Annotated in this window: 18 protein-coding genes and 1 pseudogene; 10 read left to right on the plus strand and 9 right to left on the minus strand. The window is 74.2% G+C overall.

Annotation, left to right across the window (positions count from 1 at the left end; translation table 11 throughout):
* Positions 1-21 precede the first annotated feature (21 nt).
* The 4 genes from AAG827_RS10070 to AAG827_RS10085 all read left to right on the plus strand — a co-directional run bounded on the left by AAG827_RS10070 (position 22) and on the right by AAG827_RS10085 (position 5,450).
* Positions 22-2,181 carry a hypothetical protein gene (locus AAG827_RS10070; RefSeq protein ID WP_341925808.1) on the plus strand — a complete coding sequence of 720 codons (2,160 nt, stop codon included), beginning with the start codon at positions 22-24 and terminating at the stop codon, positions 2,179-2,181.
* Complete coding sequence (locus AAG827_RS10075; protein WP_341925809.1) at positions 2,178-3,122, plus strand: glycosyltransferase family A protein; 945 nt, start codon at positions 2,178-2,180, stop codon at positions 3,120-3,122. The genes AAG827_RS10070 and AAG827_RS10075 overlap by 4 nt, the downstream gene beginning before the upstream one ends.
* Positions 3,106-4,128, plus strand: coding sequence for a hypothetical protein (locus tag AAG827_RS10080; protein ID WP_341925810.1), 1,023 nt, complete (start codon positions 3,106-3,108; stop codon positions 4,126-4,128). The genes AAG827_RS10075 and AAG827_RS10080 overlap by 17 nt, the downstream gene beginning before the upstream one ends.
* Positions 4,129-4,424: 296 nt before the next feature.
* Positions 4,425-5,450, plus strand: a complete 1,026-nt coding sequence (locus AAG827_RS10085; RefSeq protein WP_341925811.1) for a hypothetical protein — start codon at positions 4,425-4,427, stop codon at positions 5,448-5,450.
* Positions 5,451-5,453: 3 nt separating this feature from the next.
* On the opposite strand, the gene AAG827_RS10090 is transcribed toward AAG827_RS10085, so the two are convergent.
* The 5 genes from AAG827_RS10090 to AAG827_RS10110 are packed head-to-tail and all read right to left on the minus strand — an operon-like array spanning position 5,454 to position 12,012.
* Complete coding sequence (locus AAG827_RS10090) at positions 5,454-6,665, minus strand: hypothetical protein (RefSeq protein WP_341925812.1); 1,212 nt, start codon at positions 6,663-6,665, stop codon at positions 5,454-5,456.
* Positions 6,662-7,999, minus strand: coding sequence for a methyltransferase domain-containing protein (locus tag AAG827_RS10095; protein WP_341925813.1), 1,338 nt, complete (start codon positions 7,997-7,999; stop codon positions 6,662-6,664). Before AAG827_RS10095 ends, AAG827_RS10090 begins: the two co-directional genes overlap by 4 nt.
* Positions 7,996-8,919: a sulfotransferase gene (locus AAG827_RS10100; RefSeq protein WP_341925814.1), complete on the minus strand. Its 924-nt coding sequence runs from the start codon at positions 8,917-8,919 to the stop codon at positions 7,996-7,998. Before AAG827_RS10100 ends, AAG827_RS10095 begins: the two co-directional genes overlap by 4 nt.
* Positions 8,901-10,505, minus strand: coding sequence for a lipopolysaccharide biosynthesis protein (locus AAG827_RS10105; RefSeq protein WP_341925815.1), 1,605 nt, complete (start codon positions 10,503-10,505; stop codon positions 8,901-8,903). Before AAG827_RS10105 ends, AAG827_RS10100 begins: the two co-directional genes overlap by 19 nt.
* A complete protein-coding gene (locus AAG827_RS10110; protein ID WP_341925816.1) occupies positions 10,495-12,012 on the minus strand; it encodes a hypothetical protein in 1,518 nt (505 codons plus the stop codon). The genes AAG827_RS10105 and AAG827_RS10110 overlap by 11 nt, the downstream gene beginning before the upstream one ends.
* Positions 12,013-12,289: 277 nt before the next feature.
* On the opposite strand from AAG827_RS10110, the gene AAG827_RS10115 reads away from it, so the two are divergent.
* On the plus strand, positions 12,290-13,066 hold the full coding sequence (locus AAG827_RS10115) for a BTAD domain-containing putative transcriptional regulator (protein WP_341925818.1): 777 nt from the start codon (positions 12,290-12,292) through the stop codon (positions 13,064-13,066).
* A 25-nt stretch (positions 13,067-13,091) separates the two neighbouring features.
* On the opposite strand, the gene AAG827_RS10120 is transcribed toward AAG827_RS10115, so the two are convergent.
* Complete coding sequence (locus AAG827_RS10120) at positions 13,092-14,339, minus strand: AGE family epimerase/isomerase (protein ID WP_341925819.1); 1,248 nt, start codon at positions 14,337-14,339, stop codon at positions 13,092-13,094.
* Between the two features lie 204 nt (positions 14,340-14,543).
* Between AAG827_RS10120 and AAG827_RS10125 the strand changes: the two genes are divergently transcribed.
* On the plus strand, positions 14,544-15,797 hold the full coding sequence (locus AAG827_RS10125) for a hypothetical protein (protein WP_341925820.1): 1,254 nt from the start codon (positions 14,544-14,546) through the stop codon (positions 15,795-15,797).
* 26 nt (positions 15,798-15,823) lie between these two features.
* Positions 15,824-16,429: a class F sortase gene (locus AAG827_RS10130; RefSeq protein ID WP_341925822.1), complete on the plus strand. Its 606-nt coding sequence runs from the start codon at positions 15,824-15,826 to the stop codon at positions 16,427-16,429.
* Between the two features lie 104 nt (positions 16,430-16,533).
* Here the strand turns inward: AAG827_RS10130 and AAG827_RS10135 are convergent.
* Positions 16,534-17,532: pseudogene (locus AAG827_RS10135) on the minus strand (acyltransferase family protein); the annotation flags it as partial.
* 39 nt (positions 17,533-17,571) lie between these two features.
* Positions 17,572-18,492 (minus strand): homocysteine S-methyltransferase, encoded by a 921-nt coding sequence (gene mmuM / locus AAG827_RS10140; protein ID WP_341925823.1) that lies wholly within the window; start codon positions 18,490-18,492, stop codon positions 17,572-17,574.
* Between the two features lie 61 nt (positions 18,493-18,553).
* Here mmuM and AAG827_RS10145 point away from each other — a divergent pair, with 61 nt between their 5' ends.
* Positions 18,554-19,183 carry an NAD(P)-binding domain-containing protein gene (locus AAG827_RS10145; protein WP_341925824.1) on the plus strand — a complete coding sequence of 210 codons (630 nt, stop codon included), beginning with the start codon at positions 18,554-18,556 and terminating at the stop codon, positions 19,181-19,183.
* On the opposite strand, the gene AAG827_RS10150 is transcribed toward AAG827_RS10145, so the two are convergent.
* Positions 19,129-21,354, minus strand: coding sequence for an ATP-binding protein (locus AAG827_RS10150; RefSeq protein ID WP_341925825.1), 2,226 nt, complete (start codon positions 21,352-21,354; stop codon positions 19,129-19,131). The two genes, AAG827_RS10145 and AAG827_RS10150, sit on opposite strands and share 55 nt — an antisense overlap.
* 89 nt (positions 21,355-21,443) lie before the next feature.
* Here AAG827_RS10150 and AAG827_RS10155 point away from each other — a divergent pair, with 89 nt between their 5' ends.
* Both AAG827_RS10155 and AAG827_RS10160 read left to right on the plus strand, forming a co-directional pair.
* Positions 21,444-22,532, plus strand: a complete 1,089-nt coding sequence (locus tag AAG827_RS10155; RefSeq protein WP_341925827.1) for an FAD-dependent oxidoreductase — start codon at positions 21,444-21,446, stop codon at positions 22,530-22,532.
* A gap of 31 nt (positions 22,533-22,563) precedes the next feature.
* Positions 22,564-23,295, plus strand: a complete 732-nt coding sequence (locus AAG827_RS10160; RefSeq protein WP_341925829.1) for a hypothetical protein — start codon at positions 22,564-22,566, stop codon at positions 23,293-23,295.
* Positions 23,296-23,335: the final 40 nt, after the last annotated feature.

The raw sequence follows: 23,335 nt of genomic DNA on the forward strand, positions 1-23,335 counted from the left end.
CAAACCCGGTTGGCTTGAGCCATGAGCTCGGTGGCCGTCCTGACCCGTGCCCCGGGCGACCCCGCCCCGGGTGCAGAGTCCGACGACCTCGACGCCGCGGAGCCCGCCCGCCGCCCCGGCTCCTGGCCCGCCCACTGGCCGTTGACCGCCCTGTTCGTGGGGTTCCCGCTGTGGTGGGCACTCGGCATCGACTCCCTGCTCCCGCTGCTGCTCGCCGTGCCGATGGCCGCCCAGCTGTGGCGCCGTCGGAGCCTCCGACTCCCCGCCGGCTTCGGCTTCTGGTGCCTCTTCCTGGTCTGGGTCGTCATGGGCGTCGTGCTGCTCTGGGCCGACGCCCCGGGTGCGGTCCCCGGCGGCGACTCCTCGCGACTGCTGCTCTTCGCCTACCGGATCGCGTGGTACGCCGCCTGCACCGTCGTGCTGCTCTGGGTCACCAACCTGCGCCGCTCCGACCTGCCCGACGAGCACGTGCGGCGCCTGGTCGCCTGGATGTTCGTCGTGGCGACCGCCGGCGGCCTGCTCGGCCTCCTCGCTCCGTCGTTCTCGTTCACCTCCGCCCTGGAGCTGCTGCTCCCGACGAGCATCCGCTCCAACCAGTTCGTCGCCTCCCTCGTGCACCCCGAGGCGGCCGACGTGCAGCTGGTGCTGGGCTATCCGGAGACGCGACCCAAGGCGCCCTTCCCGTTCACCAACACGTGGGGCAGCATGCTGTCGCTGAGCCTGGTGTTCGTGGCCGCGCTGGACCTGCGGCGGCGACACGTCACACGTGCCCTCCTCGCGCTGGTCGCCCTGACCGCGCTGGTGCCGGTCGTCTACTCGCTCAACCGCGGCCTCTGGGCCTCGCTCGCGCTCGGCCTGCTCGGCGTGGTCGTCCTGCGCGTGCTGCGCGGTCACAGGGCGATGGCGCTCGGCCTCGTCGTCGCCATCGCGTTCGGCGCCGTGGCGCTGCTCGCCAGCCCGCTCGGCGACCTCTACCAGGGGCGTCTGGAGAACGGCCACAGCAACGACCGCCGCGGCCAGCTGCTCTCCGTCACGACCGAGGCGGTGACCCAGGGCTCGCCGGTGCTCGGCTTCGGCAGCACCCGAGACGTGCAGGGCAGCTTCGCCTCCATCACCGGCGCCTCGACGCCCGACTGCCCTGCGTGCGGGGTGCCCCCGATGGGGACCCAGGGCCAGCTGTGGCTGGTGCTCTTCTCCCAGGGCTGGCTGGGCCTCGCGTTCTTCCTGGGCTTCGTCGCGCTCGCGCTGTCGCGCACCTGGCGGTGCCGCACGACCAACGAGACGGTCTGCCTGTTCGTGCTGGGCTTCTTCATCGTCCAGCTGCCGATCTACGACACGCTCGGCCTCCCGCTCTACGTCACGATGATCGCGATCGGGCTCGTCGCGCGCGAGCAGGCAGCAGGCGCGGGCCGGGAGCCCGGAGGCGGGCGCTGGGCCCGCGTGCGCGCGCTCGGCGTACGCAACCTCCTGGTCCTCGTGCTGACCCCGGCCGCCGTGGGTGGCCTGGTCGGCGCCGGGGTGGCCGGCGCGACCGCCGAGCCGACCTTCCGGGCGAGGGTCTCGATCCTGATCACGCCCTCCCCCGTCTATCTCGACACCGGCGCACCGGAGGTCGACGACGAGGAGACCGACGAGGACCCCCCGCGCGAGATCACCGTCGACACCGAGGCCGCCCTGCTCGAGTCCGAGCGCGCGCTGGGGCGCGCGGCCGACGCCTCCGGCATCGACTCCGTCGAGCTGCGCGACTCCATCGCGGTGACGGCCGAGCCCAACTCCCAGATCCTCGTGCTCACCGTCGACGCCGGGGACGCCGAGCGGGCCGACGCCGGCGCTCAGGCCGTCGCCGACTCCTACCTCCAGGAGCGCGAGGCGTTCCTGATCCAGCGCCGCGACCGGCTCGTCGAGCAGCTCCGCGACGAGCTCGCCTCGCTCGACCCGGCGGTGCGCTCGCTGGCCGGCGACCGCGAGCTGGTCACCGCCCAGATCGACTTCCTCGAGACCTCCACCGCGACGATCGGCCGGGTGGTGCGCCACGAGGACGCCACCGCCGTACGCCGTCAGTCCGAGGTGCCGATCGCCTCCGGCGCCGCCCTCGGGCTGCTGCTCGGGGTCGTCGCCGTGCGCCGTCTCTCCGCCCACCGCCGCCCGCTCGGGGCACCCCGACCCAGGAGGGTCCGATGACCAGCCAACCCCAGGACCGTCTTCCCAGCACCTTGCCCAGCACCTTGCCCAGCGTCGACGTCGTCATCGCCACCCACCAGCGCCCCGAGCTGCTGCGCCGCGCCATCGCCGGGGTGATGGCGCAGACCTACCAGGGCACCATCCGGCTGCTCGTCGTGCACGACAAGTCCACGCCCGACACCTCGCTCGAGGAGCAGCACGCCGGCCGCAGCGTCGAGGTGCTCGCCAACACCCGCACCCCGGGCCTGGCCGGCGCGCGCAACAGCGGCATCGTCACCGGCACCGGTGACCTCGTGGCCTTCTGCGACGACGACGACGAGTGGCGCCCCGACAAGCTGGTGCGCCAGGTCCACCAGCTCGAGATCGACGGCGCGCCCACGTCGGTGACGGGCATCCTGGTCGACTACCAGGACCGCCAGGTCGTGCGCGTGCCCACGGCCGCGGACCTGACGGTCGCCACGCTGGCGCGGCACCGGGTCATGGCCGCCCACCCCTCGTCGGTCGTGGTGCGCCGCGCGGCGCTCGACCAGATCGGGCTGGTCGACGAGGAGATCCCGGGCAGCTACGGCGAGGACTACGACTGGATCCTGCGCGCGGCCGGTGTCGGTGGCTTCGCCGTGGTGCCCGAGCCGCTGGTGCTGGTGCGGTGGGGCGGATCGCAGTTCAACAAGCAGTGGTCGACGATCGTCGCCGCGATCGACCACCTGCTCGACAAGCACCCGGCCTTCCGGGCCGACCACCGCGCCCTGGGCCGCCTGCTCGGGCAGCGGGCCTTCGCGCTCGCCGCGTCCGGCAGCCCCGACGCGTGGCGGGCCGCGCGCACCACCCTGCGCACCAGTCCACGCGAGCGGCGCGGCTACGTCGCCGCAGCGGTCGCCGTGCACCTCGTCTCGGCCGAGCGGGTGCTGGACCTCGCCCACAAGCGTGGCCGCGGGATCTGAGCGGCCACCCGGTCGACACCGGCGCACGCTGCGCCTGGTCGCCCTGGTGGCCGTGCTGGTGGTCGTCGCGGTCGGGGGCGCCGTGGCCCTCACCCACCCGGACGACGACCTCCCGCTCCGGATCGGTCCCGAGGCCCACGGTGGCGTGCTCAGCAACGGCTGCTCCTTCAGCCCGCGCGGCCTGCCCACCTGCGGCGCCTACGTCGGGGCGGCGTACGGCGGCAACACCGACCCGGCCACGCTGGAGGCCGAGGCGGGCGGTCTCCTCGGCGTACGCCGGACCTTCTGGCGCCCCACGCAGGTCGCGGCCGCGGTGACGACGGCGCGCGAGGACCTCGCGGCGGGCCGGCTGCCGTGGATCAGCTTCAAGCTGCCGCTGTCGTGGGACGAGATGGCCAGCGGCGACGGCGACGACTGGGCGCTCGGGATCGCGACGGCCCTGTCCCGGCTGCCCGGGCCGGTGTGGATCGCCTTCCACCACGAGCCCGAGGGCGAGGGCGACACCGAGGACTGGCGACGGATGCAGGAGCACCTCGCGCCCCTCGTGCGGGCGACCGCGCGCAACGTCGCCTTCACGGTCATCCTCACCGGCTTCCACCAGCTCTTCGGAGACCCGGCCTGGAGCCTGGAGGAGGCGTGGCCGCAGGACACGACCATCGACGTGGCGGCCTTCGACATCTACACCGACTACGGCACCGTCAAGGGCGACCGCGTCGTCTCGGAGTGGCCCGACCTCGGCGACGACTGGTTCCGCCCCCTGGCGGCATGGGCGCGCGAGCAGGGTGTCGCGTGGGGACTGGCGGAGACGGGGGTGACCGACGAGGCCTTCGCGCGCGAGCCCGGGCTCATCGGCGAGAACTTCGCGGACCTGCGCGCCGAGGGCGGCATCGCCTTCAGCTACTTCGACTCCCCGCTCAACACCCCGGCGTCCTACCAGCTGCTCGATCCCGCCAAGCTCGCCGACTTCGCCGGGGTCCTGGGGCAGGGGGCGCGGCTCCCCGACTGACCATCGCGTACGCGGTGCAACATCGCGCCGACTCGGCGTACGCGGTGCAACATCGCGCCGACTCGGCACACGCGGTGCAACATCGCGCCGACTCGGCGGACCGGGCGCTTCCCCCATATAGGGGAAGGATCTGGGTACCCCCGCGGGGGTGCCCGGTGATCGGCGAGCGGCACCACCCGTTGTGACTACGGCGGGTGTGGCCGTTAGGGGGTCTCGGCCGGTCGGCGTCCGCGGCGACCCTGGCTCTCACACCCCCTGTGCACCTCCCCCCGCACACTCATCGATTCGAGACGCCGATGGTCCGACGCACCCCCCTGCCCACCCTCGCCCTGCTCGCCGGACTGGTGCTCGCCACCGGCCCCGCCCAGCCCGTCAGCGGCCTGCCACCGGCCGAGGGACCGACCCGCGCGCCGGTCGTCGCGCTCGCCACGACACCGGTCGCACCGGGGCCGATCACTCGGCTCAGCAACGGCTGCCGGGTGGGCCCGCGGGGGCTGCCGGGCTGCGGCGCCTACATGGGCGCCAGCCACGGCGGCAACGACGACCCGAGCGCGCTGGAGCGCCGTGCGGGGACGCAGCTCGGCGTGCGCCGGACCTACTTCCGCGGCGACCAGGTGGAGTACGCCGTGACGACGGTCCGCGAGGACCTCGCCGCCGGTCGCCTCCCCTGGATCAGCTTCAAGCTGCCGCTGTCGTGGGAGGACATGGCCTCGGGCAAGGGCGATGCCTGGACCCGCGACCTGGCGGAGCAGCTCGCGGACGTCGACGGCCCGGTGTGGCTGGCCTTCCACCACGAGCCCGAGGGCGACGGCGACATGGACGCGTGGCGCCGCATGCAGGAGCGACTGGCACCGATGGTGCGCAGCACCGCGCGCAACGTCGCCTTCACCGTGATCCTCACCGGGTGGAACCAGATGTTCGGCAGCCCGGACTACGCGCTGTCGCAGATCTGGCCGAGGGACACCAAGATCGACGTGGCCGGCTTCGACATCTACAACGAGTTCGGGGTGCGCAAGCACGGCTACCGGATCGACGAGTGGCCGCGGCTGCGGCACCACTACTTCCAGCCGCTCTCGTCATGGGCCCGCCGTCACGACGTGGCGTGGGGACTGGCCGAGACCGGCATCACCAACGAGGGTTTCCGGTCCTCGCCGCGGTGGATCCAGCGCAGCTTCCGCACGATGCGCCAGGAGGGCGGCGTGGCCTTCGCCTACTTCGACAGCCCGCTCAACACCACGGCGTCCTACGCGTTGACGTCGCCGGCCAAGATCGCCAGCTTCACCCGCACGGTCGCCCGCGGGGCGCGGCTCCCGCTGCCCTGACCGTCAGCGTCGGCCTCGCGCGGACAGCCGCTCGGCGAGCACGTCGAGCACGGTGAGGCCCCGGTCGGCGATGTGCTCGCCCCGGCTGGTCTCGGCGAGCGCGAGGTAGCGCACGGTGATCGCCATCAGGTAGAGGTCGGCCAGCACCGGGTCACCGGACAGCTCGGGGCGGGCCAGCGCCGCGTGCAGGCTGGCGGCGCTCGCCCCGTGCTCGCGGGTGTGGGTGTTGAGGGTGTGGTGCACCCCGTCGAGGCCGAACGGCACACCGGTCTCGAAGCGCTCCCAGTCCCAGACCCGCACCCGGCCCCGGGTCACCGCCATGTTCCACGGGGTCCAGTCGCCGTGCCAGGCGCCCACGCGCCACTCCCGCCGCGAGGCGCTCTCCTCCAGCGCCTCGTGGCAGGAGAGCGCGCGGGCGCGCAGCCCCGGGTCGGCGAGCCGACCGAGGACCGCACGCTGCTCCTCCCACCAGAGCAGCGAGCCGAGATCACGAGCGGGCTCCTCGAACGCGGCGGACAGCTCCTCCATCGCCGCCTCCGGTCGGGCCCATGGGTCGCGCAACGCCTGTGTCGGACCGGCTGCGAGCGCGGAGATCACCAGCACCGACAGGCCGCGCCAGCTGCTCTCGTGGAGCACGCGCGGGACCTCGAGGTGCCGCCACGTGCGGTCGGACACCTGCCGCAGGCCGCGGGCCTCGGCCGCCACGTCGGCTCGTGACTGCTCGGCGTCGCCGATCTTGGCCCAGCCGAGCACGCCACCGCGGGCGTCGAAGAGCTGGAGGACCGGCTTGCGGTTGACCCGCGCGTTGCCGACCCCGATGCTCACCTGCACCGGCTGGCCGAGGAGCTCGCCGAGGTGCCCGACCAGCGAGGCCCCACCCGCCCGTCGTACGACGATCCGGTCGGGCAGCGCGCGGGCGCCGAGGACGCCGGACAGCCCGGCCGCACCCAGGCGGGTGACGGCGTCGCGACCGCTCGCCGAGGCGCTGAAGCGTCGCAGCGACCGGGCACTCGCCCGCCGGGAGGCGGTCGGCACCAGGAGCCGGGGGGCGGAGAGCCGCGGAGCGATCCCGAGGCTGACCGTGTCGGCCCCGGACGGCGCCCGCCGCCCGGACTCGACGGAGACCTCCGCCTCGGGCCAGAAGTCGGCCACGGTCTCCAGCAGCACGCCGAGGGTGTCGAGCGCGGTGCTGGACGCGGCGTCGACCGAGGTCATCGCTCGCGGATGCAGGCGAAGAGGTGACGGCCGTAGTTGTCGGCGTAGGGACCCACGGCGTCGCGGTCGGGACCGAGGTCGACGACCCGGTCGAAGGTGCCGTGCTCCTCGAGGAAGGACCGCACGTAGTCGGTGTCCCACTCGGGCAGCGAGCTGCGGAACCAGCTCTCGTGCGCCTGGCCGGTGTCGAGGAAGAGCACCCGGCCGGTCACGTCGTCGAGCAGCCGCATCAGGCCGACCGCGTCGGTGCTGGCCCGGCCCAGCGCGAAGTGGTGCAGCAGGCTGAAGCAGGACACGACGTCGAAGCGCTCGCCGCGGTCGGCGCGCTCACCGAGGAAGTCGACCGCGTCGCCGGTGTGGACGTGGGAGCGGTCGAGGCCGTAGACGGCCTCGCCGAGCGTGGCGCCCAGGGGGTCGCGCTCGACTCCCTGCACCGCGAAGCCGCGCGCCTGCATCGAGGAGAGGAACCAGCCGTAGCAGCTCGCGACGTCGAGGTAGGAGGAGACCTCCGGCTCGATGCCGAGCGTGCCGAGCAGCCGGTCCATCGCCTGGAGCCGGTCGGTGCACTGGCGCACGGTGGTCCAGCTGCGGTCGAGCTCGGGGGCCGAGACCGGCTGGTAGAGCTCGTGGGTGCCGCCGATCCACGACATCCGGTCGAGCACGTCCTGGAGCGGGGTGACGACGGGGACGCGACGGACGCGGGCGTCGACCGAGCTGCGTCCGGCGACGACGTCGGCGGCGAGGCGGTGGTGGCCGTCGACGACCTGGTAGCAGTCGGAGTCCTTGATCGGCGCGAGCAGGACCGGCGCACCGGGGTCGCTCTGGTGGGGACGGGTGGCCCCCGGAGCGGCCCCCGAGCTCGTGGAGCCGTCGCGTGCCACGAAGTCCCGCGCGAGGGCGAGGATGCCGGCGTCGTCGGTGGCGCCGAAGTATTGACCCGACGCCTCGATGCAGGTGCGGGCGAGGTCGGCGTAGGGCGAGGCGAGGATCTCCGCGTCACTGAGCTCGTGGTCGGCCGCGGCGCGCAGCAGCGTCACGTGAGGGCCGTCGGAGACGTGGCGCGAGGGCCACAGCAGGTCGTCGGTCGCGTGGGCGAAGACGTCGGCGTCGAGACCGTTCTGCCCACCGAGGAGCACCCGGGCGAGCGGGACCCGCTCGGTGCCCGGACGCCACAGGACCAGCGAGGACAGGCGGCGGCGCAGCCGCTCGGGGATCGGCAGGGCCCGGGCGAGCAGGACCAGGCGGTGCACCAGGTCGGCGACCGCGCGGTCGGCGCGCTTGCGGGCGGCCTGGAGGCGGGAGCGGTGTCCCCTGCCGGAGAGCAGCGCGATCACGACGCCACCTCCGCCGTGCGCCAGGAGGGCTCGTGGCCCAGGAGCCGGGCCAGCTCCGCGTCGTGGGTCTCGTAGTGGCGCATCAGTCGGCTCCTCAGCTCGTCGTCGGTGGTGTCCCCGGGTGCCGTTGCCGGCCGTGCGTTCCAGCGCTCCACCGTCTGCGGCGACCAGGCGGGGAGCCCCAGGCGCTGCTGCAGGTCGGCGAACTCCTGCTCGGGCGCCGCGAAGAAGCGGTCGGCGTCGACCACGTGGACGCGGTCCTCGCCGAGGGCGTCGACGAAGCGGGTGATCTGGTGGGCGTACTCGCCGCGCTGCACGTAGGCGTGGTGGCGGTGCTCGAAGCTGGCGTAGCCCGGCTCGGACTTGAGCCGCGTCGACTCGCCGCGGGTGCGCAGGTCCTCGGCGTCGAGCGCCTCGCCCAGGGGCAGCGTCTCGAAGCCGCGGGCGACCTCGTGGCGGTGCGCGGAGCTCGCTCGCTCGACCGGGTCGCGCACCAGCACGACCACCTGCGCGTCGGGCAGGTCACGGGCCAGGCGCTCGGCGGCCAGCGGGTGGAAGAGGTAGTAGCCGCTGCACTCGAAGGCCTGCACGCGCCCCTCCACGCCCGCTGCCTTGGCCCGGGCCCGGACGACGGAGCGCATCGGGAAGTGCGCGACGTACCACCGGCGGCCCCGGCCGTAGTGGTCGTCGAAGTAGCCGGTGCCCTTGTCGAGCGTCGGGCGCACCAGGTGGGGGTGGGCCTCGAGCAGCCGGAAGAGGGTCGTCGTGCCGGAGCGCTGGGCGCCGACCACGATGATCGAGGGCGTCATCCGACCCCACGAGGTCAGGCGGCCCCACAGCAGCGCGAGGGCGCGCAGGCGGGTGGTCACCCCGCCCGGGAGCCGCCGGTCGAGGGCACGGGTCAACGCTCGGACGCGCATGCGAGCTCCTGGGCTGAGGTGGGAGAAGTGCTGGGCAGGACCGGCGTCGGACGACGGCGGAGGGCTGCGACGAGCTCGTCGAGCGAGAGCCGGGCGCGCAGGGCGTGCAGCGCCACGGCGTAGGCGACGAGGGAGGCGAGCGTGACCGCGGCCCAGGGCAGGAGCGCCGTCGAGCCGGACGCGGTGAGCGCGAGTGCCGGCAGGGCGAAGCACACGACCGGCACCAGCGCGACGCCGAGCAGGTGACCGGGCTGCGGGGAGACGCCCACGTGGCGCCGGACCTGCCAGAAAGCCAGGCCCGAGCGGGTGACGACGGCGGCGGCCCAGGCGATCGCGGCGCCCGCGATGCCGATGCGGGGCAGCAGGAGCAGGCACAGGCCGATGTCGAGGGCGACCGCGACGAGGGCGTTGGTCATGCTGAGGCCACTGCGACCGGCCATCAGCAGGAGCGTGTCCACGGGACCGGCGGCGATCGAGACCAGCATGGTCAGCGCCATCACCACGACCACGACCACGGCGCTGGTGGCGTCGGCGTAGGAGTCGCCGAAGAGCGAGAGGTAGAGCACGGGGCTGCACGCGACCAGGAGGTAGAGCGGCCAGATCAGCACCATCCCCCAGGTCGTGCTGACGCCGAAGACGGTGCGCAGGGTCGCGCGGTCCTCGGTGATGAGGATCGCGGTGAAGCGCGGCTGGAGCACCTGGTAGATCGCCTGGTTGGCCATCTGGCCGACCGCGACGAAGCGGGTGGCGGCGGTGTAGAGGGCGGCGTGGGCCGGGGACAGCAGCACCGCGACCAGCACGATGTCGGCCTTCTGCACCGATGCCTGCGCGAGCCCGGCTACCCCGCGCGGCCAGGTGAAGGACCAGAAGCTGCGGGCCAGGTCGGGGTCGGGAGACGGGTCGGGAGACGCGTCGGGAGAGGCGGGCGCCCCGGCGGGGCGGGTCGCGAGGAAGCTCCGCAGGAGGACCACCGCGACAGCGGCCGAGAGCAGGTAGGCCGCGGCCCAGCCGGCGACCAGCAGCACCGGGCCGCCACCGAGCGCGACGACGAGCCCGGCGGTGCCGAGCTGGACGACCGTGCGCAGGATCCGGTCCACCCCCACTGTGGTCCGGATCCTGCCCAGGGCCCTGGTGGCGGCCAGGCACAGGTCGGCGGCCACCGCGAACGGCAGGGCGACGGCGGCCACCCTCAGGAGCCGGTCGCCCTCGGCGCCGAGGCCGAGAAGACCGGCGAGCGGTCCGGCCACGAGGGTGCCGACCAGCGCCAGGAGGCTCGCGACGGCGACGGCGGGGCCGATCGCCAGCCGCAGGGTCCGGCGTACGTCGTGGGCCGCGGAGCGGGCCTCGAGGCGGAGCAGGAAGCGCGCGAGGCCCGCGTCGACGCCGAGCCCACAGGCCGTGGCGAGCAGGGTGAAGAGCGTCGTGGTCGCGAAGAACGACCCGGCCGTCTCGGCGTCGAAGCCGCGGGTGACGACCAGGGCCAGGGCGAAGGCGCCGACGGCGGCGACCCCCGAGCCGGCGAGGCCGAGCAGGCCACCGCGCGCGACGTGGCCGAGGTGGTCACCGGCAGTGGCGTCAGCCGTCACGATCGGTGCCCGCCTCCAGGGCGGCCAGCCGAGGCTTGCGGCCGGGCACGGACTGACGCACGCGGGCGAGCGCCGCGCCGGGGCGGCGGCGCTGACGGCGGGGCGTGGGCACGAAGACGCTGCAGATGTCGCGCACGCCGAGCCGGGCGAGGTCGGCGGTGACGGCGTCGACCTCGTCGAGGCTGGTCTCGCCCTGGTGGACCTCGAGGACCAGCACGTCGGCGAGCGCCACCAGTGCCTGGGTGCGGACCTCGTCGGGGGCTCCGCAGGCCAGCAGCACCACGTCGGCCCGGTCGGCCAGCTCGCGGATCCGGGCACCGGTCGCGGGCGCGGCGGCGAGGTCGTCGAGCCGGGCCTGGTCAGTGCCGGTCGGCAGCACCGAGAGGTGTGACGAGGGCGAGGAGAGGACCTGGTCGAGGGTGGCCCGACCCTGCAGGAGGTCGGTGAGGCCGCGCTGGCGGCGGGTCTCGGACCCGACGACCTCGACCACCACGGTCATCAGGTGGGAGGCGGCGAGCGAGCGGGCGACGGCGAGGGCCAGGCCGGTGCCGCCCTGCCCCTGGTGGTGTCCCTGCTGCAGGGCCGATTGGTCGGGGCCGCCGAGGGTGGTGGTGAGGACCACGAGCGGACGGCGCCGGTCGACGGCGAGCAGGGCGGTGCGCACGCGAGCCACCTGCTCGGGGTCGCCGGCCGGATCGAGGTCGAGCACGCCGAGGAAGCGGGCGTCGCGGACGGCGAGGTCCTCGGGGCGGCGTACGGCGTTGTCGAGGCGACCGAGCGCCAGCGCGAGCACCAGGCCCAGCGCTGCGCCGACGAGCAGTCCGAGCACCGCGGCCGTGGCGATCCCGCCCGGCAGGCCTCCGGGGGTCGACGTCGCGGGCGTGACGACCTGGCCGGGGTCGCGGGCCACGCTGGTGAAGGCGCTCAGCTGCGAGCGGAGCTCCCCGACCTGGGTGGTGAGCGTCGCCAGCTGCTGGTTGAGCAGCGGCGCCCGCGGCGCCGTCGGCGACAGGCCCGCGAGCTGGGCCAGGAGCGCGAGGCGCTCACGGTTGCGGTCGGCGATCTGCTCGTTGATCCGGGCGGTCTTCTCGAAGACCGCGGCGTCGGTGCGGGTGCGGCGGTATTCGACGTAGGTCTCGGCGAACGCCTGCGCGCTGGCGTTGGCCGCAGCGTCGGAGGAGCCCGTCGTGGTGATCTCGAGCAGCTGGGTGTTGGTCGGCACCGAGACCTTGACGGTCTCGAGGAGCTCGTCGGAGGTGCGGCCGTCGCCGACGCGCTCGGCCACCAGCTCGCCCATGGCGTCGGAGCGCACGAGCTGGGCCTCGGTCTCGAGGTTGACCAGGTCGTCGCCGCTGCCCTCCGGGCTGAAGGGGTTGCCCTCGAGCGGGTTGACCAGGATGACGGCGGTGGACTCGTGGACGGCCGCCTGGCCGGCACCCCACCACGACCCGCCGGCAGCACCCAGGAGCCCGAGCAGGACGACCAGGACGGCGGCGCGACGAGGCACGCGCCGGAGCGCCCGTCCCACGGGCCGTCGCCGGAGCGTGCGTGCATCTGGTCTGCTGCTGGACACTGGTCCCCATTCCCCCTGTCGAGGTCACCATCGTGACCGCGAATCGGCGCCGGACCCCTCCGCGAGGGCGATGACCCCCACATTTGGGGATGGGGTCGTGGCCCGGGTCACGCCCCGGTCCGTCCGTTCGCCAGCGCCACCTAGGGAGGGTTGCCTAACATGGCTCGCGTGACCGGGCACCCGGTCGCGTCGATGGGGATGCCGTGGGGTCATGTCAGGGACGAGCAACGAGCCGGTGAGCATCCGCCTGCTGGGCGGGTTCGAGGTCGTGCGCGCCGACGGCACCCACGTCGAGGCCGCCGACTGGACCACCCGCAAGACCAAGGACCTGCTGCGTCTGCTCGCCCTGAGCGCCGGCCGGCCGGTGCGCTCGTCGCACCTGGTCGAGAAGCTCTGGCCCACCGCGACCCCGGAGCGCGGTCGGGGCAGCCTGCGCACTGCAGCCAGCCAGATCCGTCGCACGGTCGGGGCCTCGTGCCTGGCCCGCCACCCCGAGGGCCTGATCCTGGTCGGCACCCGGGTGGACGTCGTGGACTTCCTCGAGCTCGTGCGCGACGTGCACCATGCCGCGCGCGAGGAGCGCCCGGAGGAGGCCGTCTCGATCGCGGTGCGCGCGGAGTCGCTCTACACCGGCGACTTCCACGCGAGCGACGACGACAGTCCCTGGGCACGGGGGGAGCGGCACCGGCTCCAGGCGGCCCGCCAGGGGATGCTCGCGGAGTCCGCGAGGTGCGCGCTGCAGGTCGGCCTGCACCGCGACGCCCTCGAGCTCGCCACGACCGCCGTCGCCCTCGACCCGCTCTCGGAGGGCGCCCACCGCTCGCTCATGCAGGCCCACGCCGAGCTCGGCGAGATCGCCAGCGCCCTGCGGGTCTACGAGCGCTACCGAGCGCTGCTGGCCGACGAGCTCGGCGCAGACCCGTCGACCCTGACCCAGGAGCTGCACCTGCGGATCCTGCGTGGCGGGGCCGACCACGCCGCCGGCTGAGCGGGCCCCGATCGGTCGAGCGACCCTACGGACCGAGCGAGCGCAGCGCGCTCGCGAACGACGGCACCGTCGGCAGGCACGGCAGGAGCGCGGCCTGGTAGGCGTGGTAGACGTCCGGCTTGCCCGGCCACGTCCGGCCGCTCGGACGGTTGAGCTCGTCGAGCTCGTGGACCCAGGACCCCCGCTCGTGGTCGACGAGGTTCCGGTCGACGTAGGCCCACCACCGCTCCCCCGCCTCGCGCCACCGCTCCTCGCCCGTGACGCGGTGCAGCACGACGGCGGCGCTGACCGCCTCCGCCGCGACCCAGTGCATGCGGGCACGCACGACCGGGACCCCGCTCCAGTCGGTGGTGTAGACGAAGCCCTCCTCGCCGTCGCCGGCCCAGCCGTCGGCGACGGCACGATCGGCCAGGGCCACCGCGGCCTCGGCGAGCCCCGCCGGGGCGTCGCCGCCGAAGGTCCGGTCGACCGCGACGAGCAGCCGGGCCCACTCGAGACCGTGACCCACCGTGGCGCCGTAGGGCTGGAAGGGGTGCGCGGGCACCTCCCGGTGGTGCTCGAGCAGGGGCTCCCAGGTCGCGGTGAAGTGCTCGGGGATGCGCCAGGCGTTGTCCTCGGCCCAGGCCACGACGCGCGCAGCGATGCGCGCCGCACGTCGGTGCAACGCCACCTCGCCGGTGACGTCGCCCGCGGCGAGCAGTGCCTCGACGGTGTGCATGTTGGCGTTGACGCCGCGGTAGTCGTCGAGCCGGGACCACGCACGGTCCCACGCGTCCACGACGAGGCCCTCGGCGTCGTCCCAGAACCGGTCGTCGAGCACGACGAGCGCTTGCTCGAGGAGCGCGGGTGCACCGTCGATCCCTGCTGCGGTCGCCGAGCTGGCCGCCAGCACCACGAAGGCGTGGCCGTAGGCCTGCTTGGTGTCGTCGACGACTCCGCCGGGCCCGACCGCCGCGAACCAGCCGCCGTGCTCGTCGTCGGCCAGGCTCGTGGTCAGCGCCGCGACCCCGTGCGCGGCGAGTGCGGCCAGCTCGGCGGGTCCGGGCCCGCCCGGCGCTGCGGGCTCGTCGGCCAGCAGCCCCAGGCACGCCACGTGGGTCATCCGGCAGGTGATCCAGAGCTCGACGGGCCGAGCGGGGTCGACGACGCCGTCGCTGTCGAGATAGCCGAAGCCCAGCTCGTGGCGCGAGCCCGCGGCGAAGCGCAGGAGGTCGGCGCGCTGGGCCGCGAGGTAGGTGGGGCTTCCGGGGGCAGGGCGTGCGGAGGTGACCACCGACCCCACCCTGCGTCAGTCCGGCCGTTCCGGCAAGCGGGATGCCCTCGCGGTATCGGCCCGACGGAGTTACCGTGATCGCACGCACATGGGGTGCTGGACCCGCTCGCTCGGACGCGCTGGATCGCCTGACGCCACACAACTTCACATCAACTCCTCGGCACCGCGGCCCTTCGCGGCGCCGCACTGCTCCAGGAGAATCTCTTGACCAGACGACTCACCACGCTGGCGGCCACGCTCGGCGCCGTCACGCTGACGGCGATGTCCGTGGCTCCGGCCCTGGCGGCCACCACGGTGTCCCAGGCCTCGGCGACCGCGCTGACGATCTCGCTCGCCGGCAACGGCACCGACTCCGGCACGACGAAGGCCACCAACGACGGCTCCGGCGAGACCAAGACCGGCGAGGCCAACCCGCCCGTCGCGGTCCTCGGCAACCAGGACCTCCTCGACGTCGGCGTCCTCGCCCAGGACGCCGAGGCCAAGCTCGACGGCCGTCAGGGTGTCTCGGCCGCCTGCTCGGGCGTGGCCGGTGACGGCGCCTCGATCGCCGACGTCGGCGAGTCGCAGTGCCTCACCCCCGGCGACCCGGTCGGCATCTCGATCGCCAACCTCGACCTCACCGGTGCGGTGCTGATCGACCCCGCCTCCGCGCTGGGTCCCCTGGCTCCGCTCAACGTGATCATCGACCAGCTGGTCGGCCCCCTCACCGCCGCGATCAGCGACGGCCTCGCCCCGCTCGGTGCGACCGGCCTCGGCGGGACGCTCGGTGCCGTGCAGGCCAGCTGCACCGCCGGCCCCGGCAACGCGACCAGCGGCACGGCCAACATCGCCGACACCACCCTCCAGCTCGACGTCGGCGGCGCCGCGATCGACCTGGTCGAGCTGCCCGCGAGCCCGCCGCCCAACACCCAGGTCCTCACCGACCTCGACGTGGTGCTCAACACCGTCATCGACGCGCTGCGCGTCGACATCAACAACACCCTCGACGGCCAGCTGGCACCGCTGAGCGCGATCATCGACCCGATCCAGGACCAGATCGTCAACAACCTGATCGCCCAGATCGCCCCGCAGCTCGCGCCCCTCGAGGACAACCTCCTCGAGATCACGCTCAACAAGCAGTCGAAGCCCTCGCCCGGAGCCATCGAAATCACCGCCCTGGTGCTCAACGTGCTGCCGGCCGCGGCCCAGTTCACCGACGCCCCGCTGGTCAACGCCGAGATCGGCAACGTCACCTGCGGCCCCAACGACCGCGCCGGCGACACCCCCGATCCGGACCCCACCCCGGACCCCGACCCGACGCCTGACCCCGACCCGCAGGACCCCGACGTCCCGACGATCGTCGACGCCGGGTCCTCGGGCGACGACCTGTCGCTCACCGGCGGCGCCCTCGGCGCCGGCCTGGTGCTGCTGACCGGTGTGGCCGGGCTGATCGGCTACCGCCGCTTCCAGCGCACCTGATCGCGGCGCGAGCGGACGACACCACGATGACGCCGGCGGAGCAGGCCGAGGCGACCGACGCGAGGATCATCCGGGGACTCCTCCTGATGGCCCTGGTGCTGGTCTTCCTCGGTCCTGCGCTGCCCGCGTCCGAGGGCTCCGGGACCGGCCCGCTCGGCACGTCACCGGCCATCACGCTCCCCCGAGGTGACGACGCGATCCTGGTCCCGTCGATCTCCCTCGACGCGCCCCTGGTCCCGATCGCCAAGGTGGGCGAGGTGCTGACCCCTCCGAGCGACACCGACCAGGTCGGGTGGTGGGACCTCAGCGCCGAGCCCGGCGCCCGCAGCGGCCAGACCGTCGTGACGGGCCACACCGTGCACACCGGCGGCGGTGTCATGAACCGGCTCGGCGACCTTCGCCCCGGCGACGTGGTGCAGGTCCGTGACGAGGGCCGGCTCGTGGACTACCGGGCGACCCGGGTAGAGGTCTACTCCAAGGCCGAGCTCGCCGCAGCCGCGGAGGAGCTCTTCGGCCAAGACCGCGGCCGCGGTCGGCTGGTGCTGGTCACCTGCACGGACTTCTCCGACGGCGAGTACCTCTCCAACATCGTGGTCGTCGCCCGTCCCGTGCGCGACGCCACGTCGGCCTGAGGGCCGTCGGGCACCCGAGCCTGCGGCCGGCGCGGCAGCTCGAACAGCAGCCCCAGCCCGAGCAGCACCAGCAGCCGGTGGACCGCGAGCGACACCACGACCACGACGGCGGTCACCGCGAGCGGGTAGGCCGCCGCCACCAGCACCCCCGCAGTCCTGGCCAGGGTCGAGGCACCAGGAGCGCCCGGCACGACCAGGACGTGGTGCAGCGCTCCGAGGACCGGGAGGTGCAGGACGTAGACCGGCAGGGTGCGACGGCCCGTCCACGCCAGCGCACCTGCGACGCGGGCGGCCGGGGCCGCGCGCACGAGAGCCGCAGCCACCCACACACCGACGGGGACCCCGACGACGCTGAGGAGGACCACCCGCACCGGCGAGGGGAGGCCCAGCAGCGCGACGGCCCCGGACCCCCCGAGCAGCGCGAGCACGCCCACCGGCAGCAGCCGCCGCACGCGCACCCCGGCGAGCGCCGTGACGACACCCGGGCACCGGGCGCCGACGACGAAGTAGACCAGGTGCACCAGCAGCGACACCCGGTTTGCCTCCTCGATCGGGAGCGCTCCGGCTCCCAGCGCCACCAAGCCGCTGACCGCGACCAGGGCGTACGCCGGCACGCGTCGCGTCAGCCACACGACCAGGAAGTAGACGGCGAGGGCGTAGAGGAACCACAGGGCCGTCGACGCGAGGAGCAGGTCCACCGCGAGCTCGCCCAGGTCCTGGGTGCGGTTGGTGACGAGGTCCTGCTCCCAGGTGAAGAAGAGCCCGAGCAGGACCAGCCAGACGACGTAGACGTAGGCGGGGCTGGTGACCCGCCGCGCCACCGAGGTCCAGGGCCGGTGGACCGCACGCGAGGCGAAGAAGCCGCTCAGGACGAAGAAGAGCGGCATGCGCACCGGCCGCAGGGCGCCGCTCACGCCCGACCAGGCCACCGCGACCACTGCGAGGTCGTCCGGCACGACCGCGAGCAGGTGCTTGCCCACCACGTGGTGGAGCACGACCAGCAGGATGCAGCCGCCCTTGGCGACGTCGGCCCAGCGCAGGCGCGAGGAGGGAGGGCGCGTGTGCATGGCATATGACCTGTACCCCACAGACACACCTGCCATGCCGTAACGCGGGCCACACCCGCCCGTCCACGCAGACGGTCAGCTACGCCGGGCCGCCAGGACCTCGGCGAGCCCGGCGATGTCGCGGGGACCCACCCGGCAGCAGCCGCCCAGCAGCCGCGCCCCCTCCTCCCACCAGGTGAGCGCCAGGGCGGTGTCGAAGAGGTCGGCGCCCCGCCAGGCGTGGTGCGCCGAGTCCCAGGACTCGCCCCGGTTGGGATAGGTGACGGCCGGGCGGCCCGTGGCGGCGACCGCGGCACGGACGGCGGCGCTGATGTCCGGAGGAGCGGAGCAGTTGACCCCCGCGGCGACGACCGCGGACGAGCCGGCGAGGACGGCGTAGGCCTCCTCGAGCGACTGGCCTGCGCGGGTGCGGCCGTCGGCGACGGAGTAGGAGAACCAGGCCGGGAGACCGAGCTCGTCCAGGAGCGGCACCAGCACCTCCGCCTCGCGCACGTCCGGGATCGTCTCGACGGCGAGCAGGTCCGGCCCGGCAGCGGCCAGGACCTCGAGGCGAGGGCCGTGGAAGTCGCGCAGCTGCGCGGGGTTGAGGCCGTAGTCGCCGCGGTACTCCGAGCCGTCGGCCAGGACGGCGCCGTAGGGACCGACGGAGGCGGCGACGAGCAGCCGGCGACCGGCGGCACGCTGCACCTGGTCGCGGGCGATCCGGGCCAGCGTGACGCTGGTGCTGATCAGCGACTCCGCCTCGGCCGCGCCGAGGCCCGACGCCACCAGGCTCGGGACGCTGGCCTGGTAGCTCGCCGTCGTGGCCACGTCGGCGCCGGCCTCGAAGTAGGTCCGGTGCACCGCGACCACCTCGTCTGGGGCGTCGCGCAGCAGCCGGGCGGTCCACAGGTCGTCGGACAGGTCCGCCCCCCGGTCCTCGAGGGCGTTGGACATGCCGCCGTCGAGCACGAGGAGTCCGTCAGCCAGCAGGTCGGTCAGGTCGTCCGGGGTCATGGGACGAGTCTCCTGCACCACATCCGGGACTAACTCCTCACCCGCGCCGGTTGTGCCTCCCATGACCACCATCGGACTCATCGGAAGCGGACACATCGGCAAGGCCATCGCCCAGCAGGCGGTCGCCCACGGCTATGACGTCGTCCTCAGCAACTCGCGCGGCCCCGAGACCTTGGGCGACGTCGTCGCCTCGCTCGGCGAGCGCGCCCGCGCCGGCACCGCCGAGGACGCGGCTGCGGCCGGCGACCTCGTCGTCGTGACCGTGCCGTTCAAGAACTACACCCAGGTCCCGGTCGAGCCCCTCGCGGGCAAGGTCGTGATCGACACCAACAACTACTACTTCGAGCGCGACGGCCGGTGGCCCGACATCGACGAGGGCCGCACCAGCCCCAGCGAGCTCCTCGCCGAGCACCTGCCCACCTCGAAGGTCGTCAAGGCGTTCAACGCCATCCAGGCCCTGCACATCGTCGACGCGGCGCTGCCGGCCGGCGACCCCGCACGTCGTGCGCTGGCCATCGCCGGGGACGACGCGGACGCCAAGAAGGTCGTGAGCGACCTCATCGACCAGTTCGGCTTCGACGTGGTCGACGCGGGTCCGCTCGTGGAGGGCCGCCGCTTCGACCGCGACAAGCCTGCCTACGGCGCCGAGGTCGGGGCCGACGGCATGCGCGAGGCGATCGCGGCCGGCTGATCCCCTCGGGGCCGCGGCTTCGGCGTGCGGCCCCGCGGGAGGGTCATCTCGAACACCGAGCCCCCACCGGGGTTGTCGTGGACCGTGAGGGTGCCGCCGTGCCGGGTGACGACGCGGTGGCAGATGGCGAGACCGAGGCCGGTGCCGCTGTAGCCCTGCGTGTGGGCCCGGTGGAACGGTGTGAAGATCGCGGCCCGCTGGTCCCGGGGGATCTCGATGCCCCGGTCGCTGAAGAGCACCGTGACCGCGTCGTCCGAGGTCACGGCCGTGACCTCGACACGAGGGACCTGACCGGGAGCGGTGTACTTGATCGCGTTGCCCAGGATGTTGGCGAACACCTGGCGCAGCCGCACCCGGTCGCCCATCACGCTGGGGAGTGCGCCGACGTGGACCACGGGCGGCTCCCCTTCCCAGGCACGCGCGAGCTGCTCCTCCAGCACCTCGTGCGCCAGCGCCCCCAGGTCCAGCTCGGTGAGGGCGAAGCCGGCGTCGCGGGCCGTGGTGTAGTCGAGCAGGTCACTGATGAGCTCGTCCATCCGGCGGGCGCTGGACAGGGCTCGGTCGGTGTAGTGCTCGACGCGGTCGAGGTGGGCCGACGGCGGCTCGGAGGCGGCGCCCGCCTCGAGGGCTATGAGCTCGAGGAAGCCGATGATCACGGTCAGCGGGTGCTTGAGGTCGTGCGCCACGACGCCGGCGAACGCCGCGAGCTCGGCGCGCTGCTCGCGGTCGATCGTCACGTCGCGGAACACCGCGACAGCGCCGCGCTGCCCGGCTGCGTCGAGCGGGCGCCCGCTCACCGCGATGTGCACCCCGTCGGGCCGCGCCCGGTTGCGCACGACCATCTCGACCTCGTCGGTCGACTCACCACCCAGGGCCCGCATCAGCGGCAGCTCCGCCTGCGGGAACGGCTCGCCCGCCGTGGTGAAGAGGCCGTAGTGCTGCTGCCACTCCTCGGGGCGCTCGATGTCCTCGACCCCCAGGAGCTCCTTGGCCGCGGGGTTGTGGATCAGGAAGGCGCCGTCCTCGTCCACCATGGCCACGCCGTCGCCGATCGAGTCGAGGACCGCGGTCAGGAGGCCGGCCTGGCGCCGGGCCTCGGCCTCGGCCTCGACGAGGTCCCGGGTCGCCCGCCGCACCTGGGCGCGGGCGCGCGCCCTCCCGGAGGCGAGCATCCAGGTCAGTCCGGCGAGCAGCAGGGCCACCAGCAGTGCGCCACCGAGCACGATGCGCGGGAGGTAGCTGCCCGTCCCGACGAGCGCGTCGGCGTTGGCCGTGACCTCGAGGGTCCAGGTGCGCTGGGCGGCCGGCAGGGTCGTCGTACGCCGTAGGTCCCGCTCGCCCGTCGCCGTCGAGAGCACCCCGGCCACGTCCACCAGGGCCCCCGTGGACGTGTCGCCGGAGGCCAGCAGCTCCACGTCGACCGCGTCCTGCGCAGCCTCGAGCAGGACGCCACCCATGAAGTCCTGCCCGCGGATCCCGAGCAGCACCCAGCCGATCAGCCGGTCCCCGTCGGGCCCCGGCCGCAGGACCGGGGCCGTCATGGAGAACGACGTCTGGCGCTCCTCCGGCGGCAGCGACTGGTCGATGATCAGCACGTAGGGCTCGCTGAGCGCCACGTCGCCGGACCGGGCCGCCTCCGTCAGCGCTGCGTAGGGCGCCGGGGCGGCGGCGACGTCGATCCCGGTCCTGCGGCTGGCCGCTCCGTCGAGGGGGTCGCTGAAGACGGCGAAGACGTGCGTCCCCAGGTCCGGGCTCGGCTCGAGCACGAGGTCCGTGGACCCCAGGGCCCGCCAGTAGCGCTGCTGGGCCGCGACGTCCTGCTCGAGGACCGGTGCCGCGATGAACACGATCGAGGTGGCGCCGGCCAGGTCCATGTCGTGCAGCGGGGCGGTGGCCGTCGCGAAGGCGTCGTACGTCGGCCGGTCGGCCGCCGCCAGGCCGGCTGCCGAGAGGCTCAGGGCGGTCGCATAGCGCTGCACCTCGGCGGACGTCGCCGCGCGCAGGGCCTCGGTGCGGTCGCGGATCTCGTGTCCGGCCGCCTCGTCGACCTGGCGCTGCACCACCTGGCTGACGGCGAGGCCGGAGCCCGCGAGCAGCACGAGCACGACGATGGCGAGCAGCACTCCCGACCGGCGACCGCGCGCCGACCGCGGGCTCACGTCGAGCTTCATACGAAGGAGATTGGCACGGATCGGGCACATCCGAGGGAAAACGGGCTGGTTGTCTCGGGCCCGATTGACCACCCTGTCACCCTGGGGCGGTGGATCCGATCATCGTGGTGGGGGCCGGCATCTCCGGCGTGGCGTGTGCTCGAGTCCTGGCCGAGGCCGGGCTGCCGGTGACGGTCGTCGACCGTGGGCGCCGGATCGGCGGTCGCATGGCGAGCCGGCGCCTGGCCGAGCGGCCGGTCGACACGGGCGCGCAGTACTTCACCGTCACCGACGACCGCTTCGCCCGGGTCGTGGCCGACCTGGAGTCAGCCGGGGTGGTGCGGCCGTGGACCGACACGTTCACCGTCCTGTCCTCCGGGGCCGCTCCCGCGCCCAAGCAGGGCCCGGTGCGCTGGGGCACCCCGGCCGGGATGCGCTCCGTCGTCGAGGCGCTCGCCTCCGGGCTGGAGGTGCGCGAGGACGCGGTCGAGGTGGTCACCGCCGACCCCGAGGGCCTGCGCGTCGACGGAACCCCGGCGAGCGCCGTGGTGCTCGCGATGCCCGACGGGCAAGCAGCGCGACTGCTGGGCGAGGGACTGTCGCCGCTGGCCGCGGACCTGAGCCGCGAGTGGGAGCCGGTGCTGGCCCTCACGGCCTGGTGGCCCACCCGGCTGTGGGACCTCGACGGCGCCTTCGTCGCGGGGGCGTTCGTCAACGACGACCCCGACCTGGCCTGGATCGCCGACGACGGCAGCCGCCGCGGCGACGGCGCACCGGTGCTGGTCGCCCACTCGACGCCGACCTTCGCCGCTCCTCACGTGCCCGACCCGCAGGCCGCGCTGCCGGCGATGGTGGCTGCCGTGCAGCGGGTGCTCGGGATCTCCGTCCCCCCGAGCGGGACCCACCTGCAGCGCTGGTCGATGGCGCGGCCGACCGGGTCGCGCGACGAGCCGTTCCTGCTGACGCCCTCCGGGCTCGGTGTCTGCGGCGACGGGTGGGGGCCGGTCTCCAAGGTCGAGGGCGCCTTCCTCTCGGGTGCAGCCCTCGGCGACGCCCTCGTGACGCGCCTCGAGACGGAGGCGCAGGAGCGACGCGACGCGCAGATCCGCGCCGACCTGGCCCGGGCCCGTGCTGCCGACCAGGGCGAGGAGCACGCGTTCGTGCGACAGCTCGGCTTCGAGGAGCTGTTGGAGGACTGAGTCCGGCGGCTCCTCGCCTACAGTCCATGGGGTGCCGCCCACGACCGCCCTCGCGCCGACCACGCCACCCCAGGTCGCGTCCTGGGGACGCGTCGCGCGGGCCTGCCGGTGGATGCTCGTCGTCAGCTGGGTGGCGCTGACGCTCGTCGCCCTGCTCGCGGGCGAGCGCGAGGCGACGCTGTCCGACCTCGAGGACGCGGTCGCCTCCGGCGAGGTCCAGGAGGTCGAGGTCGCCGGCGGGCTGGAGGAGGGCGATAGGGGCTCTGCCTCCGTGCAGGTCCGCTGGGACCGGGGACTGCTGACCTACACGACCGCACTCGTCGAGGAGCGCCCGCTGCCATCGGGGCGGTCCGGGGCGCAGGGCGCCGACGACGACCCCGCCGTCGCCGACGTCGAGGCACGCCTGCGCGACCTGCAGCCCGACCTCCGGGTGACTCGGACCGCATGGACCGGGCCGGGGTCCTCGGTGCTCGGCTGGGGCCTGCCGGCCTGGGCCGGGCTGCTCCACCTCGGCGTCCTGCTCGGGACCCTCTTCTCCCTGACCGGCTCCCCCCAGCCGTGGCGGGCGACGCGGTGGGCGTGGTTCTGGCTGCTCCTCCTGGTCCCACCGATCGGCGTGCCGGCCTACCTGCTCCTCGCCGGCCCGACCCCGCCGGTGCCGGCGCCGAGCGCAACGCGCCGGCGGCTGACCGGTGGACGCGGCTTCCTGCTCGGCATCGTCGGCAGCATGGGGCTGGCCGTCCTCGTCGCCTGGCTCGCCTGAGCCTGGCTGGTCTCGGGCCTGGCTGGTCTCGGGCCTGGCT

This window comes from Nocardioides psychrotolerans (assembly GCF_943371775.1).
GTDB classification, from domain to species: domain Bacteria; phylum Actinomycetota; class Actinomycetes; order Propionibacteriales; family Nocardioidaceae; genus Nocardioides; species Nocardioides psychrotolerans_A.

Excerpts from the sequence above, each read along its gene's own strand:
- AAG827_RS10070 (WP_341925808.1), top strand. The coding sequence starts at position 22 with ATGAGCTCGGTGGCCGTCCTGACCCGTGCCCCGGGCGACCCCGCCCCG.
- AAG827_RS10075 (WP_341925809.1), top strand. The coding sequence starts at position 2,178 with ATGACCAGCCAACCCCAGGACCGTCTTCCCAGCACCTTGCCCAGCACC.
- AAG827_RS10085 (WP_341925811.1), top strand. The coding sequence starts at position 4,425 with ATGGTCCGACGCACCCCCCTGCCCACCCTCGCCCTGCTCGCCGGACTG.
- AAG827_RS10090 (WP_341925812.1), bottom strand. The coding sequence starts at position 6,665 with ATGACCTCGGTCGACGCCGCGTCCAGCACCGCGCTCGACACCCTCGGC.
- AAG827_RS10100 (WP_341925814.1), bottom strand. The coding sequence starts at position 8,919 with ATGCGCGTCCGAGCGTTGACCCGTGCCCTCGACCGGCGGCTCCCGGGC.
- AAG827_RS10115 (WP_341925818.1), top strand. The coding sequence starts at position 12,290 with ATGTCAGGGACGAGCAACGAGCCGGTGAGCATCCGCCTGCTGGGCGGG.
- AAG827_RS10130 (WP_341925822.1), top strand. The coding sequence starts at position 15,824 with ATGACGCCGGCGGAGCAGGCCGAGGCGACCGACGCGAGGATCATCCGG.
- mmuM (WP_341925823.1), bottom strand. The coding sequence starts at position 18,492 with ATGACCCCGGACGACCTGACCGACCTGCTGGCTGACGGACTCCTCGTG.
- AAG827_RS10145 (WP_341925824.1), top strand. The coding sequence starts at position 18,554 with ATGACCACCATCGGACTCATCGGAAGCGGACACATCGGCAAGGCCATC.
- AAG827_RS10150 (WP_341925825.1), bottom strand. The coding sequence starts at position 21,354 with ATGAAGCTCGACGTGAGCCCGCGGTCGGCGCGCGGTCGCCGGTCGGGA.